Here is a 17,952-nt window from a genome sequence, read left to right on the forward strand (position 1 = left end):
GATAAAAAATTATACTATAGGCTTCATTGCAGTCATAGACTCTCTTAAACGAGTACCGACAACTTCAACATCGTGCGTTCTAAGCGCCTTGTTTACGGCAATTAATTTAGCATTATCAACACCAGTATCTTTACCTTCTGTATATGCTTTACCAATAACATCCGTATTAATTTTTGTCATAAAATCAGCTAATAATGGCTTACAAGCATGATCAAACAAATAGCAACCATATTCTGCTGTATCAGAAATAACACGATTCATTTCAAATAGTTTCTTTCTGGCAATAGTATTTGCAATTAATGGAGTTTCATGTAAAGACTCATAATAAGCAGACTCCCCGATAATGCCTGATTCAGTCATACTTTCATACGCTAATTCTACACCAGCTCTTACCATTGCCACCATTAATACACCATGGTCGTAATATTCTTGCTCAGAAATTTCAACATCGGCAGCCGGTGTTTTTTCAAAAGCAGTCTCACCAGTAGCTGCACGCCATCCTAATAAGTTTTTATCGTCATTTGCCCAGTCTTCCATCATTGTTTTTGAGAAATGACCTGTCATGATATCATCCATATGTTTTTGAAACAACGGACGCATAATATCTTTTAATTCTTCAGATAATTCAAAAGCCTTGATTTTTGCAGGATTTGAAAGACGATCCATCATATTAGTGATACCACCATATTTCATACCTTCAGTAATGGTTTCCCATCCGTATTGAATTAATTTAGAAGCATAACCAGCGTCAATACCTTTCTCAATCATTTTATCAAAACAAAGAATACTTCCTGTTTGTAATAAACCACAAAGAATGGTTTGCTCACCCATTAAATCAGACTTCACTTCAGCAACAAACGAAGACATTAATACACCTGCTCTATTTCCACCTGTTCCGGCAGCATAAGCTTTTGCTTGTTCTAAACCTTTTCCTTGAGGGTCATTATTCGGGTGTACAGCAATTAATGTTGGTACCCCAAAGCCTCTTTTATATTCTTCACGAACTTCTGAACCTGGACATTTTGGAGCCACCATTATTACGGTTAAATCCTCACGAATTTGCATTCCTTCTTCCACAATATTAAATCCATGTGAATACGATAAAGTAGCACCTTTTTTCATTAATGGCATAACCGTACTAACAACATTTGTATGTTGTTTATCTGGCGTAAGGTTTATAACAACATCAGCATCAGGCACTAATTCTTCATAAGTGCCAACAGTAAATCCGTTTTCACTTGCATTTAAGAAAGACTGACGTTTTTCTTGAATTGCAGCAGCTCTTAACGTATATGAAATATCTAAGCCTGAGTCACGCATATTTAAACCTTGGTTTAAACCTTGCGCTCCACATCCGATAATCACAATTTTTTTTCCTTTTAATGCATTTACACCATCTGAGAATTCACTAGACTCCATGAATCTACATTTTCCCAATTGTGTTAGTTGATCTCTAAGTGATAGTGTATTGAAATAATTTGCCATTTAAATAGTGTTTTTAAGTATTTTCTCTAAAATGAGAAATTTATTGATTCTAAGTATTAATTATAATTTGGTTGAAATTCTTTAAGCATGTTTGAAATTTGCATTTCATCTTTAGAAACTGAAATACGACCTGATCGCACAAACTGCATAATACCAAAAGGCTTTAATTGCTCATGCATTTCATCAATTTCATTTCTTCTACCTGATTTTGCAAGCACAAAAAATTCTCTTGCAACGGTAACAATCTGCGAATTACTTTCTTTTATAATATTCTGAATTTGACGTTCATCAAACAACAAAGCAGAATCTATTTTAAACAAGGCAGATTCTTGATAAATGGTTTCATCATCAGTATGATAAAAAGCTTTTATCACTTCAATCTGCTTTTCAATTTGACCGACAATATTCTTAACCCACTTTTCTGTAGTATTAACTACGATAGTAAATTTAGAAACATTATCAATTTCTGATTTAGAAACATTTAAACCTTCAATGTTAATGTGTCTTTTTAAGAATATACCTGATATTCTGTTCAATAAACCCACGTTATTTTCGGAGTATACTGATATGGTGAACCATTCTTTTTCCATTGTTACTACTTATCAGCCTTTCGGCTCTGTTCGTTCGAGCGCAGTCGAGAACTAAATTACTTCAATAAAAACCGCTCGACTGCGCTCGAGGGTTACTTATATTTATTTTACTTTAACTGCTAGTATCAGGCCAGTAGACCAATCCATTTTTGTTATGTTAAAATCTACTCGTTCTTCTAAATAAGCTACTAACTTCACTACATTTTCATCATGACCTTCTGGCCAATTGGGTTGCGCTGTCATATCATCAATGATATAAAAACCGCCAATAGCAATAGTATCTAAAATTTTATCAATCTCACTATATTTTCCGGGCCATGCGTCAGCAAATACTAAGTCAAATTTACCCCCTTGGTAATTATTAATCCAATTTGACCCGTCTTCACAAACAATTTCGACTCTTTTATCTTGCCCAAAATATTGTTTTGCTATTTCAATTAATTCTGGGTCATTATCTACAGTAATAAGTGATGAGTTTAAGTCCATTCCATCAATCATCCAAGATAATGACAGTCCGATACCTGTACCCAATTCCAAAAAATGTCCGCCAAGTTTTGAACTAATCAAAGTTTTCAATAATGTACCGATATACAAATCAGATGGCATTGTAAATCCGATTTCATCAGATTTACGAACTATCTCATCATGTTTAACCGGAATATCTTGTATGTCAGAATCGTTCATTATTCTTTCTCTAATTTTAATCCTTAAAGCGAAAACACATTATTACTTCAAACGAACTTCAGATACCGAAGCACCAGAAGGAATCATTGGAAATACATTATCTTCTTTTTCAACTTTAACTTCTAAGAAATACGGTTTATCAGAAGCAATCATTTCTTGAATTGTCGCCTTTAAGTCTTTTCGTTCGCTAACTCTTTTTGCTTCAATATGATACCCTTCTGCAATTTTTACGAAATCAGGATTAACCATTACCGTTGAAGCATAGCGTCTTTCAAAAAACAATTCTTGCCATTGACGTACCATACCCAAATGGTCATTATTTAAGACTACTATTTTCACTGGCACCTCATGTTGGAAAATTACCCCCAATTCTTGAATAGTCATTTGATAACCACCATCACCAATGATTGCAACTACTTCTCTATCCATTGCACCCATTTTGGCACCGATAGCCGCAGGCAATGCAAAGCCCATAGTACCTAATCCACCAGAAGTGATATTACTTTTTGATTGTTCAAATTTCGCATAACGACATGCAATCATTTGATGCTGCCCTACATCAGTAACAATTACTGCTTTATTACCTGAGGCAATATTTATCTCTTCAATAACTTCACCCATTGTTAAACCTTCTTTGGTTGGGTGAATATCATTTTTGATTACCGCATCAAACTCTATTTGATGATGCTTTTTAAATTCATTGTGCCAATCTTCGTGCTTATTTTCAGTTAGTAACGGTAATAATAATTCTAAGGTTTCTTTAGAATTACCCAATACGGCTACGTCTGCATTCACATTTTTGTTTATTTCAGCTGGGTCAATTTCAAAATGAATCACCTTAGCTTGTTTGGCATAGGTATTCAAACTACCAGTTACTCGGTCATCAAAGCGCATACCAATAGCAATTAACAAATCACATTCATTTGTCAATACATTGGGACCATAGTTACCGTGCATACCAACCATACCAACATTTAGCGGATGACTTGTTGGAATAGCAGATTCACCCATAATTGTCCATGCAGCTGGAATTCCGGCTTTATCAATCACTGCCTTTAATTTTTCTTCTGCTTGACCTAGAATAACACCTTGCCCCCACACAATAAGTGGTTTCTTCGCTGTATTCATCAATTCAGCAGCAGCCTCAATCGAACCTAAATTAGGTTTTGGTGTCGGATTATAACTACGTACTCCTTTGCATTTTTTATATAAAAAGTCAAATGCTTCAATTTGTGCATTCTTGGTAATATCAACCAAAACAGGCCCTGGTCGCCCAGATCTTGCAATATAAAATGCTTTTGCCAAGATTTCAGGTATTTCTGAAGCGCGAGTTACTTGATAATTCCATTTAGTTACAGGTGTAGAAATACCAATAATATCGGTTTCTTGAAAAGCATCAGAACCTAACAATTCTCGTGTTACCTGCCCCGTAATACAGACCATTGGTGTTGAATCTATTTGCGCATCAGCTAAACCTGTTACTAGGTTTGTTGCCCCCGGTCCAGAGGTTGCCATTGCCACACCCACTCTACCAGAAACTCTAGCATAACCTTGTGCAGCATGTGTTGCACCTTGTTCATGACGTGTTAGGATATGTGTTAATTCATCTTGAAACTTATACAATTCATCATAGACAGGCATAATTGCACCACCCGGATAACCAAATAACAAATCAACCCCTTCAGCTAACAAACATCTAACTATCGCTTCTGCTCCAGAAATATTGATAGTAGATTTCGTATTCGTTGCTGCTTTTTTTTCTTTAATTGTTTCCATAATAAAACTCAAATTCAAATGCCAAACTCAAATATGCTGATTAACATTCTATACCTAATATTTTAAAACTCATCTGTAACACAACCCTGCGCTGCAGAAGATACTGATCGCGCATATTTGTATAAAACACCTTTTTTAAATTTCAATTCTGGTTGTACCCAACTTTCTTTTCGTTTTGCCAAAACCTCATCAGAAACGGATACATTAATCGAATTAGTTTCAGCATCAATTGTAATTATGTCACCATCTTCAATTAATGCAATTGCACCGCCATCTTGAGCTTCTGGTGAAATATGTCCAACTACAAAACCATGAGTACCTCCTGAAAAACGACCATCTGTTATTAATGCAACTTCTTTACCTAAGCCTGCACCCATAATAGCTGCAGTCGGCTTTAGCATTTCAGGCATTCCTGGACCTCCTTTTGGACCTTCATAACGTATAACCACAACATCACCCTTTTTCACCAATCCAGTTCTAATTCCTTCATTAGCAGCATACTCACCATTAAATACTTTTGCTGTTCCTTTAAAAAGCAAACCTTCTTTTCCTGTTATTTTAGCTACAGAACCGTTTTCAGCTAAGTTTCCATATAGCATACGTAAATGTCCGGTAGCTTTAATTGGATTATCTAAAGGTCTAATTACATCTTGACCTTCCTCTAAATCAGGAACATTTTCAAGATTTTCGGCTAAAGTTTTACCAGTAACAGTCAAACAATCGCCATGTAAAAGTCCATTTTTCAAAAGATATTTTAATAATGCAGGAATTCCACCAATACGGTGAACATCCTCCATCAAATATTTACCACTAGGTTTTAAATCTGCAATAAAAGGTGTGGTATCACTAATATGTTGAAAATCTTGTAAAGTGAAGTCAATATCAGCGGCTCTTGCTATAGCTAAGAAATGCAATACAGCATTTGTAGACCCACCAGTAATAGTAACCAAACGTATAGCGTTTTCAAGCGATTTACGTGTTACAATATCTAAAGGCTTAATATCATTTTCAATAAGATATCGCATTTGTTTACCTGCAGCGATACTCTCAGCTTCTTTATCATTACCAACTGCGGGGTTAGATGAATTATAAGGCATTGACATTCCTAACGCTTCAATTGCTGAAGCCATGGTATTAGCCGTATACATACCACCACAAGCACCTGCACCAGGAACCGATTTTTTAATTATACTTTTAAATTCAGATTCTTCCATTGTTCCTGCAACCTTTTCTCCCCAGGCTTCAAAAGCAGAAACAATATCTAATTTTCTATCATTATGACATCCGGAAGCAATAGTACCGCCATAAACCAAAATTGAAGGTCTATTTAACCGTAGCATTGCCATTAAAGCGCCAGGCATGTTTTTATCACATCCAACAACAGTCACTAAACCATCATAAGACATCCCTTGAACTACAGCTTCCATAGAATCTGCTATAATATCTCTAGAGGGCAAAGAGAAACGCATACCTGGTGTACCCATAGATATACCGTCACTAATACCAATGGTATTGAAAATAAGTCCGACCGTTTCTTCAGAATTAACACCTTCTTTCACCAATTTTGCCAAATCATTCAAATGCATATTGCACGGGTTACCTTCGTAACCAGTACTAGCAATACCAATCAATGGTTTTTCAAAATCTTCATCTTTAAAACCAATAGCATACAACATTGCTTGTGCTGCTGGTTGTGTTGGATCTTGTGTTACGGCTTTACTGTATTTATTCAGTTCCATTTATCTATTTATAAGTATTCTTTCTAGTTCAAAATCAGTTTTCCTAATCAAATATAGAAGTTTACAAAAATTGATATTTTTAACGTTTGTACCCTGTCTAAAGTCAATTTTGTTATTATTTACATAAAAACCTAAATATCAACACCTTAAGTTGATATTTTTATCATATTCAATAGTACTAAAAATAAGAAAGCCTGTATCACATTTTATCTGATACAGGCTTTCTTATTTTACAACATGAAAATCTATATCATTCATTATTACGAATGACTACGACCTTTCTTAGTATGTTGCTATTATTTTTCATTACTACAAAATTAATTGTTTTTTTTGAAAATCTTAGTGTCCTTTACAAATCATTCTAAAGTAATTTGAAAGAAATTTTATCGCCAGCTCTTTTTTGAGCTAATATGGAAATTGCTTTATCATTCAATTGTAATATTCTAGGATAACCACCAGTAGTTTGGCCATCTTTCATTAAAATAATTAATTTGCCAGCAGGTGTAAATTGTATGGTTCCAGGTAAAGTAGCTGAAGTTAACATAGATGTATCATGACCCTGAATTTTCTCATTCAACTGATAAGCCATTCGGTTGTTTTCTTTTGACACGGTAAAGTCTTTACCAAATATATTTTCTAATTGTTTGTCTTGAAGCATATCATACTCCGGACCTTTTGCAACTTCCAACCTAACCTCATCAAAATAAGAGTTTACCTTTAATTCTGATATTTTAGGTTTAAAAACAGTACAAGGTTCATATATAACTTCACTAGAATCTTTTAGATAATTTACTTTAGTTATGGCATTTGAGAATGATCGACTGTTTAAAACTTTCTTAGTCTTAAAACCGTCTTTTACAGCTAAATAGCAACGAATGCCTTTCTCTAATTTTCCATATGACAATTTATCACCACTTTTAATTTTATAAACTTTATAATTTAAAATAGGTTCCGAGTTCAATGTAGCAGACATTTTTGCTCCTGACAACACTATGTAAGTAGGCTCATTAAAAACAATTGTTGGTCCTGTCATGGTTATCTCAAGAACTGCGGCATCTACATTATTTTCTAGTAATCCGTTTGCTTTTTCTAATGCTAAATTATCCATAACACCAGCTACTGGAACACCGATATCTCGGAAACCGAATCGTCCTTTATCCTGTACCGTAGTGAAGAAACCTGATTTTAATAATTTAAGCATCTATCGCTATTTTTTCAATTTTATAAATACCTACTTCGCTTTCAATTTTATGCAAATCGTATTCTGCCTTTGAAATTGAATAGAATTGTACTTGGTCACCAACGTTTACAATACATGGCACTGGGCGTTCTACATTAAAAATTGGAACCGAACAATTGCCTATTATATTCCATCCGCCAGGAGATTCTTGCGGATAAATACCTGTTTGCTTACCCGCTAATCCAACAGAACCGGAGGCCACTTTCAACCGAGGTTCTGCCCTTCTTGGAATTTCTAATGAACCTGGTAAGCCCCCCAAATACATGAACCCTGGTAAAAACCCAATTCCGTATACTCGATACGTGCTTTTGGTATGTTGTTTAATTATTTCGTCAGTACTCAATTGTAATCTTTCTGAAATTTCTAACAAATCAATTCCGAAATTAAGATCATAACAAACTGGTAACCTACATAGATATCTTTGAAACTTAATAGAGGCATCCTTTTTTTGATCATACCAATTACTAAGTTTATTGGTAAAGTCTTTAAAATCTATAGATTCACTCAATCGAACCAAGGTCAGAGAATTGTAAGCAGGTATGAGCTCCCATTCCTCATTTTGTAAACAATTAGATATAAGGAAATTTTTAAAATGAAGAATATCGTTTAAAATACTTTCATCTACCTCATTTGGCCATTCTATTAGAACAGCATGAATTCCGAAGGGTCGTATTGAAATTGAATAAGACATTATTTCTTGATATAAATATTCATTTTTGGCAATTCTAAAGTAAGATAACTTAATATTTCTATTGCCGAAGGTGTATCACCATGAACACAAAAGGTTTCTGCTTCAATATACACCTTATTACCATCTTGAGATAAAATGTGCTTCTCCTTTACCATTCGCACAAGATGTTCTAACACCCTTTTGGGCTCACTAATAACTGCATCAGAACGTAGTCTTGACACTAAACTCAGGTCTATATTATAATTTCTATCAGCATAAGCCTCTTGCACAAATTTAAATCGCTTTTTTTGCGCCTCTTCAGCTATAGCAGATCCATAAGGCACATACAATATTGCGGTATCCTTATAGTTTTCTATTGACTTAATAAAAATCTTCGCCAAATCAGAATTACTAGAAATATCATTATAAAGAGCACCATGAGCTTTAATATGATTTAAGGCAATGTGTTCTCTTTTTAATATGGATGCAAAATTGGCTAACTGATTTTTAATGCTTTCAATTAGCCGAACACTACTTATTTTCATTGAAACCCTTCCGAAATTATCGGTATCAGGATATGATGGATGCGCACCTACCTTTACCGAATGCATATTAGCTAGTTTAGCAACAGCCAACATTGAATTGTTATCCCCTGCATGGCCACCACATGCAATATTACAAGAACTCACCAAAGGCATCAATAAATTCTCATTTCCAATACCTTCACCAACATCACAATTAATGTCTATATAAATAGCTTCATTCATACAATTTCTATATGCATTTTATTTAAAAATTTGCGATAATTCGTTTTCAAAAACAATCCTAACCATATTAATCTTTATCAAAGTAGTTTTAAATAAATACATCATTAAAAACGTAAGTCACTGTTATTAAAATAACTAGCTGTAATTGCTTAACAAGTTATAAAATATGCCTTAGGTAAATATAAACGTTAAGCTCGATAAATAGACGTTTAAACTGAGATCATTTCACAACGATTTTAACATTATTTGATGCATTTCATCTAATAAATTGCAGTTCATCTAAAATAGGGGTGTTTTAGAACGGTGGCATATAATAACTCTAAAGATATGTGGTTATAATAGTCCCAAATCTTAATACCTATTTAATGAAATGCTTGGAATGTAAAAAAGAGCTAAGCTACTTTGATCATAGAAACTCAATGGACATATTTGAAGTTGAGTTGTGTGAAAAACACACGGATCTAATGCTTAAGCTTCAAGATAAACATGACACCCCCGTCGAAGCAATACAATTGTACTACGGCTTAAAAGAAGCTGGCGTAAATGCAATGCTTGAATGGTGGGATGGAAAAAAGTCTATCGATTTAGCAATATCACGTGTTAAACTTAACATTGAAATTGATACAGAGTATCATATGCTAACCCATGAACAGGCCATCAATGACCTTGAAGAAGCCATGCATTCATTCAAAAACGGATTTACAACAATCCGTATACCTCATGATCTTGTCACCTTCTATCTTAAAGAAACAGTAGAAAATATTATAGGAATAATGGAAGGCTTACGTGCAAATATAAAAGCTATCTAAAATCTAAAAATATGGCACTCGCAAAGAAAATTTTACGTACACCACTACGCATATTAATTGCATTATTTTTAATTGGTGTTTTGTTTCAAGTATTGCATTGGCAATATGCGAGTGAAATTTTACTTATTGCTTTTGTCGGAATTGGTACTTTATACACCGTTCGGTTTTATACAAAAAGTGAAAAGCGATTTGTAGACTACGTAAAACTAACCCTAATTGTTTTCTGGAGTGCTAATGGAATATTACGCATTATGGAATTCCCATATACAGTTGTATTTCAGGTGATAATTGCAGTCTCATTTTTAACTTGGTTCTTTTTAGAAGGCACCGCTTACTTTTTAGATGAAGACAGAAGGGCTCGAAATAGTTTGACCCAAATAATTTGGAATTGTGCAATGGTAGCAGGCACATTGGCAATTATAGCCGGTAGTTTATTACATATTTTACAATGGCAATTCGCTATACCATTATTAATAATGGGCATTTTAATAGTAGCAGCTTATATTCTTAAAGACGCTTTTTCAGTATCTAATATTGAAAATGAAGAAGGTAATAATGGAGAATATCAATTATAGGTCGTTAATATAGTATTTTAAAACCGCTACGTACATCACAAAATCAATTTCAGTGATTTAAAGCTTTTACATCAACAATCTTACATAAGTTGTTCTTAGCTGACTTAAGCAATCCTATTAAGTTATCTCCCCTATTTTACCATAGTACACATTTTGATGGCTTACGAAGTTCATTTAAATTAAACTCAAGAATACATAGCACATCAAGTTTGTATGTTCACAACGTACTCTTCTGCTATTTCTCTTATCTTTTCAATAAACACTTACCATACTATTTCTAGCGTCAGTAATCCTAAAACTTAGGTTTACCATTAGTTCTCTTATTTAGCGAAAAAATCATCCTATTGGGTACCAATCTAGCAATTGAAAAATTGAATTAATTACCTCATTTAAGTAAAATAGTACATTTTCGTTTCCTCCGTTCATCGATTAAGCGCCGTATAATAGGGTTTTATGGAGATTTCTAAATTCCCCTTTATAGATTAAAAAAACCGTTCAACGGTACTTAGCTCCACAAAACGAGTATTTATCCATTACATAGATTGATAAACTTAAAAAACGTGCATTCATAGTTTTCTATATATAAATATACTTGTTATGGAAAATAAATTTGAACTTAACGATTACTTGGTTTATTCATTCTGCGGATTTTGTTTTTGCTGGTCACTTTATATTCTCTTTTTCTGAATATAGCCATTGAGGTAAAACACCATTCATATAATATTAGGTTGTTGGGCCGGTCGAGGATTTTTAATTCTCGGCCCCAACAAACTTTCTAAGTTTATTGATCAATAAATACGAAAGTTAAAACTGCAATATGGTATAGAATTTGACGTTTCTATAGTAACGTTATAAGTGTATTACATTAAAATGAAACACGTACTTATTCTACTCTTAGTATTTAAATTAGGCGGTTGCTTATCACTGCAGGCAAATCATGCCATTAATTCTGCATTAGATATAACCCCTCCTAAAACAGCTATAAAAATAAACTACCCCACTACGGGTACTGTATGGAAAGCACCAAGCCCGGTTGAATTAAAATGGGACAGTAAAAACATCCCCTCAGATAAGACTATAAAATTCTATCTTTCTAAAGATGATATGGTTGTACAAGAGTTAGGTATTTTTAAAAACAACGGATTTGTCAATAACATAATTTTAGATAGCGGTTTACAAGACGGTGATAATTATAGAGTAATTGGTATTGAGCTTTTTCCAGACGACAAATTCAGTATAGCAAAATTTGCAACTCCTTTTTTTACAATTAAAAAATTACCGCGTCCTGAAAAACCAAAATCAGAAACAATAGTAGAAGAACCTAAAATTAGAGACACGTTTGACGGTCGAAAATTGACCTATGTAAACGAAATGTCTGTGGTAAGTGACAAAATCAACATCTATATATGGGATCATAGTAGAAAAGATGGTGATATTGTTTCTATATATTTAAATGGTGAAGCAGTAATATCAAAATATTCCTTAGAATACTACAAGAAAAAAGTTGAGCTAACCTTAGACCCAACAAAATCTAATGACCTTTTTTTATATGCACATAACTTAGGGAAATTTCCGCCCAACACGGTTTCTATTGAAATTACCGATGGTAAAACATCAGAAAATATAGTATTAAATTCAGATTTAAAAAGCTGTGAAGCTGTATTAATAAATGTGAAAGAATAGTATTATTCCAAAAAATAACACATTATAACCTCTATTTCTTCAAAATAATTTTTGAATTGTTTAATTGAATTCATTGTTGTAAATTTTCCATTCAATTTAACACAAAATGGAAAAACAACGCAGAAACTTCATCAAACAAGCCGGTATTATTGCGGCATCAACAACAATACTTCCAAATTTCGCCTTCGGCGGAATAAAACCACAACAGAAAAAATTAGGAATTGCATTAGTAGGTCTAGGCTATTATAGTCAAGATCTTCTAGCACCTGCCTTACAATTAACCGAACACTGTGAGTTAAAAGGAATTGTAACTGGTAGTCCTGAAAAAATTCCTGTTTGGAAAGAAAAATATGGTTTAAATGATAAAAACATTTATACCTATGATGATTTCGACAAAATAGCCAACAATAAAGAAATTGATGTAGTTTATGTGGTACTGCCACCTTCTATGCATGCCGAATATACTATTAGAGCTGCCAAAGCAGGTAAACATGTTTGGTGCGAAAAACCTATGGCGCCATCAGTTGCAGAATGTGAAGCAATGATAAAAGCCTGTAAAGAAAATAAGGTGAAATTGTCAATTGGGTATCGTTGCCAACATGACCCAAATATTCAGGCGTATATGAAAGCTGGTAAAGAACAACCATTTGGCAAAGTTCGTATGGTAACTTCAGCAGCTGGTTATTTTGATGGAAGAACCACACATTGGAAACAGAAAAAAGCTATGGGCGGTGGTGTTATGGGTGATATGGGTGTTTACGCAATTCAAGGCGCACGCCTAGCAACTGGTGAAGAACCAATCTCTGTATTAGCAAATACGTTTACTACAAGACCTGAGGTATACCATGAAGTTGAAGAATCTGCAATGTTCTTGTTGGAGTTTCCTAGTGGTGCAAGAGCATCATGCCATACCAGTTACGGCATTAATATGAATCATTTAAAAGTTACCTATGAAAAAGGTTGGTTGCAAATGGAGCCACACTCTTCATATAATGGAAACAAGGGTAGTATGTCTGATGGCACAATAATTAACTATCCAATAGAGAATCAACAAGCCAAACAAATGGATGATGACGCACTGGCTTTAATAAATGGTACTGACTTAATTGTACCTGGTGAAGAAGGCTTGCGTGATATTAAAGTTGTAGAAGCAGTTTATAAATCCGCAGCGCAAAATTGTCAAGTGAAAATTTAAGGCAAATGCATTAGTCCTTAAAGCATTAGTTAACACTAAAAGTTTCTTAGTTAATGAGGTTAGTACAGATACATCACCCAAATGATGGTAGAAAAGTTGCGCTTGTTGAAGAACCAAATTTGCGTTTAATCCACAATTTCACTTCCATTTACAAACTTGCTGCAAATGCAATTGAAAACGGTGGTTCTTTGACAAAAGTAATACAAGAAAATCTTTCAGATACAGTTTTAGATTATGATGCAGTTTATGAAGGTAATTCTGAATGGCAACTATTGCCAGCTTTTGACCACCCAACTAATGTAAATGACTTAATGCTTGCTGGTACTGGGCTTACACATAAGGCTAGCGCTGAAAATCGTCAAAAAATGCATGAGGCTGAAGCTGAAAGCGATTTGACTGATAGTATGAAGATTTATTTCATGGGCGTTGAAGGTGGAAAACCCGAAAAAGGAAATATAGGTGTACAACCTGAATGGTTTTATAAGGGAAATGGCTCTATTTTAAAGGCTCATGGTGAGGTTTTAGAGATTCCGGCATACGGTAATGATGGTGGCGAAGAACCTGAAATTGCTGGCATTTATTTGAATGATAAAAATGGAAAACCTTGGCGTATAGGTTTTGCAACGGCAAATGAGTTTTCAGACCATGTAATGGAACGTAAAAATTACTTATTCTTGGCGCCATCAAAAATTAGAAATTGTTCTATTGGACCAGAATTAGTCATAACAGACGATTTTAAAGCTATTTCAGGAAAAGTACAAGTCATAAGAAACGGAACTACGCTTTGGGAAAAGGACATAAAAACAGGGGAAACCAACATGTCACACAGCCTAGAAAATCTAGAATACCATCATTTTAAATATCAAAATCATTTAATTCCACATCAGGCACATATTCACTTTTTCGGTGCCGATGCCTTTAGTTTTGGTGAAGGAATTGCGTTAGAACAAGATGATGAAATGATAGTAGAATGGTTTGATATGGGAAGAGGTTTACGCAATAAATTACGTATGCCCACCGATAAAGAACAAAATATTAAAATAAATAAAGTTAGTTGAATTAAAAGTAGTTCAATAAATCTTCAAAAAAATAAAAGCAGTACTCTAGACCTTTCAATTAATAAGCCTTCATTTTTAAACTTGCTGGTGCTTTTAACTGAATTTCACTATCAAGTTTAGTTAATTTACCCGAATTAATATCTCTTTTAAAAACAACGATATTTCCTGATATTTGATTTGCTACCAATAAAAATTTATTTGTTGGGTCAATAACAAAACTTCTTGGGTGATCACCGTAAGTAGATTCATGTCCGACTAAAGCAAGACTTCCATCATTTTTTATTTCAAATATTGATAAGGTATTCTCTCCTCTGTTAGAAGCATATAAAAACTTGCCATCTTTTGAAACATGAATGTCCGCCCCCCCATAGCCTTCTTGCTTATTCTTGTATGAAAAATCATTGTCTATTCGCATTAATTTACCGGACTTATAAGCAAATGAAGATACGGTTCCGTTTAGTTCGTTTACCGAATAACCATACTTACCGTTTGGATGAAACGCGAAATGTCTTGGACCACTCCCGGGAATTGATTTAAACGTTTTGCTACTTTTAAACTTTAGTTTTGTTGTTTTTTTAGGGTTAAATTTATAGGCGTTTATTTTATCGGAACCCAAATCCATGACATATAAATATTTATTATCAGGAGAGAAATTACTAGAATGTGCATGCGCCTGTTCTTGATTGGGCAATAAAATACTGCTACCTTTCAATTCAATAAATTGATCTGAAGGTTTTAAACTTCCATCTGAATTACTTTCATATAAGTTGACTACAGCATCTGAATAATTAGCACTTACAATATATTTGTCACTATCATGAATATTAATATGAGCAGGATTTCTACCCGACGTTGTTTGTTTATTTAAAAAATTGAGTGCTCCGGTTTCATTATCAATTGCAAATGCCGATACAGAACCATTTGTAGCTAATTTTGATTCTGTAACCGAGTATAAATACTTACCACCATTTGCCACCGCTAAATACGATGCATTGACTACATCATCTACTTTATTTATTTCCTTTAGAGTACCATTTTCTGAGTTAAATTCGAATACATGTATGGCTTCACCGGGCACATTATCAGTATATGAACCAGCAAACAATAATGTCTTTGAATTATCTTGAGCAAAATTTGATTGTGTAAACAACGTAGCTATTATAAAAAGTATGGTGAAATTACTGTTTCTCATAATTGGTTCTTAAAGTTTGTATCTGTTACTATTTCAGCACTTTAAAATAATATAAATACTTAAATTATTCATTAATATCTTTAATAGCCCTCACATTAAATTTTCGACTGGCCTTAACATTACTATAATGAAATGAAGTATTACCATCACTAAATCGTACAAGTCGTGATTGAATTTTTTGGTATAATGTTGAACTCCAATACAATTCATCTTTAAAATTACCACTATTGTTATTTCCTTTACCAATAGTCTTGTACATGACTTTCAACTCGTCAAATGTTGGTAATCGCCATCCTTCACCTAATTCTTCATGAATTTGCATGGCTTTTTTCCACGGCATCTGTCCCGCATCTGTGGCATACGCAATTTTTGCAGACCCTCTTTGATGGTCAATCGAAAAAATAATTCCATCTTCATAACGATCACCAATAGCTAAATCAGAAAAAGCATTCTTATCAACCAATGGCTCAGATTCAGGTTTCACTTCAGAAGCACTTTCTGGTTCAGTAGTTTCTCCATCTAATAAATCTTGATTCACTCCAGCATTTTTTTCTGGAATCATTGGAGCAGGCTTTTCGCTAGCATTATTAAACTCAGAAAAAGTATAGATACCTGCAGCAATAAGCAATATGGTGCCTAGAATTATTAAACCTTTTTTATTTGATGTTTCCTTTTTTTCTACAACTTCTTCTACCTCTTGATCAAAAACTTCATCATGTTGTTGATATGCCTTATTTGCTTCTTCCTCTTCAAGTAATCGTTGTTGTTCTACTTTCAGTTGTTGGGCCTCTTCTTCAAGCAGTTTTTTTTCCGCTTCAGCCTTTTTTTGCCTTTCTTCTAATAACCTTTGCTCTACTTCAGCTTCTCTTTTAGCTTTTGCTTCAGCCTTTTCTAATTGGCGCTTTTCTTCTTCCGCTTTTCGTTTGAGTTCTAATTGTAAAATGCGTTGTTCTTCAGCAGCTTCATGTTTCGCTTTGGCAGCTTGTTCTTCTAACCATCGCTTTTCTTTTTCAGCTGCTATTTTTAATGCCGCTTCATCAATTAAACGCTGTTCTTCTTCAGCTTTCTGTCTGGCTTCTTCGGTTTTTCTTTTGGCCTCTGCCTCTGCAATAGCTCGCTTTTCCTCAGCTTCACGATTTTGTTCTGCTAATTCAATTTCACTCATACCAACATCTTCCAAAAAACTTAGGGCAAGCTGATCTTCTACCGCATTTGTAGTAGGTTCTTTTTCTACTACTTCATTTTCAACTGTTTCTCCACGAACATCAGCAATTATTTGCCTAAAATCTTTTGCTATATCAGAAAAAGCTTCTTCTGGTAAACTCCAATTTTCAATAGACTTTCTTTGATGAGGTAAAACTTGTAATTCATTTAAATTAAAATCATACTCATCTGATTTAAAATCAATTTGCCATTGACAGTCATCTACCAATACGGGAATAACAACTGCATCATTAGCTTTATACTGGTCTATTATATTTTTGAATTCGATTTGTTGAATAAATTTCGATTTCATAAAATCAGTACTGACTAATAATAGGAATATATCTGCAAAATCCATTCGCGAATGAACTTTCGGCTTCCAATCTTGCCCTGTAAGAATAGGGTCATCATCCCATATAGTAATACTTTGATTTTCTTCTAATGCACTTAAAGATTGTTTTATTTGCAATAAAACATTTTTATCTTCCCAAGCATAAATTGCATAAATATTGGTCTTCCGACTCATTTCTCAAACAAATTTGTAGTAGAATTCGACTTGTTTCTTATTAAAACAAATATAAGCATGCTTTGCACATTAGTTTTGTTTAAAAAACATTGTTTTCAACAGTCTACCTTTATAACTTTAAAATTAAATTTTCATGCAAAGACTGATGTTAAAAATCTCTTATACAGTCAATAACTTAATAATAAATTGACTTAGGGTTATGGATTAGTTGTCATCGTAATTAAGAGTTTTTCAATCATTCATTCTCAATTGAGAACACTTTAATTATATTAGAGCATAAACTTCTATTTCATGCCTAAATATACATTGAACATCAATACGTCTCAAAAAACTGTTGAGACTGAACCTGATACCCCCTTACTGTATGTTTTAAGGGATTACCTTGAACTGAGTGGCCCTAAGTTTGGGTGTGGACTTTCACAGTGCGGTGCATGTACCGTATTGATAGACGGTAGTTCAAGAACGAGCTGTATGTTGCCAGTTTCAAATATTGGGCAAGCTGAAATAACGACGTTAGAAGGATTAGAAAACCCTTCCGGAAAACTGCATGCAGTGCAAGAAGCCATAATAAAAGAACAAGCAGCACAATGCGGTTATTGCTTAAATGGTATGGTGATGGCCGCCGTAAGCTTGTTAAATAAAAATCCAAATCCTGATGAGCGAGAGATAAAAAATGCATTAGAGATGAATTTATGCCGATGCGGAGCCCATACTCGAATTATACGTGCTATTAAAATTGCGGCCAATACTAAAGACTAGA

16 protein-coding genes are annotated in these 17,952 nt (G+C 33.9%); 6 read left to right on the forward strand and 10 right to left on the reverse strand.

Translation table 11 applies throughout. The features are described 5' to 3' along the window. Positions 1–9 precede the first annotated feature (9 nt). The 8 genes from ilvC to pxpA form a co-directional block, all read right to left on the reverse strand. Positions 10–1,485: a ketol-acid reductoisomerase gene (gene ilvC / locus JQC67_RS14050; RefSeq protein WP_203253552.1), complete on the reverse strand. Its 1,476-nt coding sequence runs from the start codon at positions 1,483–1,485 to the stop codon at positions 10–12. 56 nt (positions 1,486–1,541) lie between these two features. Next, a complete protein-coding gene (gene ilvN / locus JQC67_RS14055; protein WP_203253553.1) occupies positions 1,542–2,075 on the reverse strand; it encodes an acetolactate synthase small subunit in 534 nt (177 codons plus the stop codon). A 102-nt stretch (positions 2,076–2,177) separates the two neighbouring features. Continuing rightward, the gene (locus tag JQC67_RS14060; protein ID WP_203253554.1) at positions 2,178–2,759 is read right to left on the reverse strand and encodes an O-methyltransferase; all 582 of its coding nucleotides are present in this window, start codon (positions 2,757–2,759) and stop codon (positions 2,178–2,180) included. 42 nt (positions 2,760–2,801) lie between these two features. Further along, positions 2,802–4,535: a biosynthetic-type acetolactate synthase large subunit gene (gene ilvB / locus JQC67_RS14065; protein ID WP_203253555.1), complete on the reverse strand. Its 1,734-nt coding sequence runs from the start codon at positions 4,533–4,535 to the stop codon at positions 2,802–2,804. A 62-nt stretch (positions 4,536–4,597) separates the two neighbouring features. Further along, positions 4,598–6,274 carry a dihydroxy-acid dehydratase gene (gene ilvD, locus JQC67_RS14070; protein ID WP_203253556.1) on the reverse strand — a complete coding sequence of 559 codons (1,677 nt, stop codon included), beginning with the start codon at positions 6,272–6,274 and terminating at the stop codon, positions 4,598–4,600. A 361-nt stretch (positions 6,275–6,635) separates the two neighbouring features. After that, positions 6,636–7,475 (reverse strand): 5-oxoprolinase subunit C family protein, encoded by an 840-nt coding sequence (locus tag JQC67_RS14075; protein WP_203253557.1) that lies wholly within the window; start codon positions 7,473–7,475, stop codon positions 6,636–6,638. Further along, complete coding sequence (gene pxpB / locus JQC67_RS14080; protein WP_238934797.1) at positions 7,468–8,205, reverse strand: 5-oxoprolinase subunit PxpB; 738 nt, start codon at positions 8,203–8,205, stop codon at positions 7,468–7,470. The genes JQC67_RS14075 and pxpB overlap by 8 nt, the downstream gene beginning before the upstream one ends. Next, positions 8,205–8,951 carry a 5-oxoprolinase subunit PxpA gene (pxpA, locus tag JQC67_RS14085; RefSeq protein ID WP_203253558.1) on the reverse strand — a complete coding sequence of 249 codons (747 nt, stop codon included), beginning with the start codon at positions 8,949–8,951 and terminating at the stop codon, positions 8,205–8,207. The genes pxpB and pxpA overlap by 1 nt, the downstream gene beginning before the upstream one ends. Positions 8,952–9,316: 365 nt before the next feature. On the opposite strand from pxpA, the gene JQC67_RS14090 reads away from it, so the two are divergent. The 5 genes from JQC67_RS14090 to araD1 all read left to right on the forward strand — a co-directional run bounded on the left by JQC67_RS14090 (position 9,317) and on the right by araD1 (position 14,271). Continuing rightward, positions 9,317–9,760, forward strand: a complete 444-nt coding sequence (locus tag JQC67_RS14090; protein ID WP_203253559.1) for a hypothetical protein — start codon at positions 9,317–9,319, stop codon at positions 9,758–9,760. 11 nt (positions 9,761–9,771) lie between these two features. Continuing rightward, complete coding sequence (locus JQC67_RS14095) at positions 9,772–10,335, forward strand: hypothetical protein (protein WP_203253560.1); 564 nt, start codon at positions 9,772–9,774, stop codon at positions 10,333–10,335. An 870-nt stretch (positions 10,336–11,205) separates the two neighbouring features. Beyond that, complete coding sequence (locus tag JQC67_RS14100; protein WP_203253561.1) at positions 11,206–12,018, forward strand: hypothetical protein; 813 nt, start codon at positions 11,206–11,208, stop codon at positions 12,016–12,018. Positions 12,019–12,124: 106 nt separating this feature from the next. Next, entirely contained in the window at positions 12,125–13,213 is a 1,089-nt protein-coding gene (locus tag JQC67_RS14105) for a Gfo/Idh/MocA family protein (RefSeq protein ID WP_203253562.1), read from the forward strand. 53 nt (positions 13,214–13,266) lie between these two features. Further along, positions 13,267–14,271 carry an AraD1 family protein gene (gene araD1, locus JQC67_RS14110; RefSeq protein WP_203253563.1) on the forward strand — a complete coding sequence of 335 codons (1,005 nt, stop codon included), beginning with the start codon at positions 13,267–13,269 and terminating at the stop codon, positions 14,269–14,271. 58 nt (positions 14,272–14,329) lie between these two features. On the opposite strand, the gene JQC67_RS14115 is transcribed toward araD1, so the two are convergent. Both JQC67_RS14115 and JQC67_RS14120 read right to left on the reverse strand, forming a co-directional pair. Beyond that, entirely contained in the window at positions 14,330–15,463 is a 1,134-nt protein-coding gene (locus JQC67_RS14115; RefSeq protein WP_203253564.1) for a lactonase family protein, read from the reverse strand. A 64-nt stretch (positions 15,464–15,527) separates the two neighbouring features. Next, entirely contained in the window at positions 15,528–17,192 is a 1,665-nt protein-coding gene (locus JQC67_RS14120; RefSeq protein WP_203253565.1) for a TIR domain-containing protein, read from the reverse strand. Between the two features lie 291 nt (positions 17,193–17,483). On the opposite strand from JQC67_RS14120, the gene JQC67_RS14125 reads away from it, so the two are divergent. Continuing rightward, the gene (locus tag JQC67_RS14125) at positions 17,484–17,951 is read left to right on the forward strand and encodes a (2Fe-2S)-binding protein (RefSeq protein ID WP_203253566.1); all 468 of its coding nucleotides are present in this window, start codon (positions 17,484–17,486) and stop codon (positions 17,949–17,951) included. The last annotated feature ends 1 nt before the right edge of the window (position 17,952 follow it).

It is taken from the genome of Aurantibacter crassamenti, from assembly GCF_016811105.1.
In the GTDB taxonomy this organism is placed as follows: domain Bacteria; phylum Bacteroidota; class Bacteroidia; order Flavobacteriales; family Flavobacteriaceae; genus Aurantibacter_A; species Aurantibacter_A crassamenti.

Bases quoted from the DNA above. Each gene is read 5' to 3' on its own strand.
- JQC67_RS14100 (WP_203253561.1), top strand. From the start codon at position 11,206: ATGAAACACGTACTTATTCTACTCTTAGTATTTAAATTAGGCGGTTGC.
- JQC67_RS14105 (WP_203253562.1), top strand. From the start codon at position 12,125: ATGGAAAAACAACGCAGAAACTTCATCAAACAAGCCGGTATTATTGCG.
- pxpB (WP_238934797.1), bottom strand. From the start codon at position 8,205: ATGTCTTATTCAATTTCAATACGACCCTTCGGAATTCATGCTGTTCTA.
- JQC67_RS14095 (WP_203253560.1), top strand. From the start codon at position 9,772: ATGGCACTCGCAAAGAAAATTTTACGTACACCACTACGCATATTAATT.
- ilvN (WP_203253553.1), bottom strand. From the start codon at position 2,075: ATGGAAAAAGAATGGTTCACCATATCAGTATACTCCGAAAATAACGTG.
- JQC67_RS14075 (WP_203253557.1), bottom strand. From the start codon at position 7,475: ATGCTTAAATTATTAAAATCAGGTTTCTTCACTACGGTACAGGATAAA.
- JQC67_RS14125 (WP_203253566.1), top strand. From the start codon at position 17,484: ATGCCTAAATATACATTGAACATCAATACGTCTCAAAAAACTGTTGAG.
- JQC67_RS14120 (WP_203253565.1), bottom strand. From the start codon at position 17,192: ATGAGTCGGAAGACCAATATTTATGCAATTTATGCTTGGGAAGATAAA.
- JQC67_RS14115 (WP_203253564.1), bottom strand. From the start codon at position 15,463: ATGAGAAACAGTAATTTCACCATACTTTTTATAATAGCTACGTTGTTT.
- JQC67_RS14060 (WP_203253554.1), bottom strand. From the start codon at position 2,759: ATGAACGATTCTGACATACAAGATATTCCGGTTAAACATGATGAGATA.
- ilvD (WP_203253556.1), bottom strand. From the start codon at position 6,274: ATGGAACTGAATAAATACAGTAAAGCCGTAACACAAGATCCAACACAA.
- JQC67_RS14090 (WP_203253559.1), top strand. From the start codon at position 9,317: ATGAAATGCTTGGAATGTAAAAAAGAGCTAAGCTACTTTGATCATAGA.
- ilvB (WP_203253555.1), bottom strand. From the start codon at position 4,535: ATGGAAACAATTAAAGAAAAAAAAGCAGCAACGAATACGAAATCTACT.
- araD1 (WP_203253563.1), top strand. From the start codon at position 13,267: ATGAGGTTAGTACAGATACATCACCCAAATGATGGTAGAAAAGTTGCG.
- pxpA (WP_203253558.1), bottom strand. From the start codon at position 8,951: ATGAATGAAGCTATTTATATAGACATTAATTGTGATGTTGGTGAAGGT.
- ilvC (WP_203253552.1), bottom strand. From the start codon at position 1,485: ATGGCAAATTATTTCAATACACTATCACTTAGAGATCAACTAACACAA.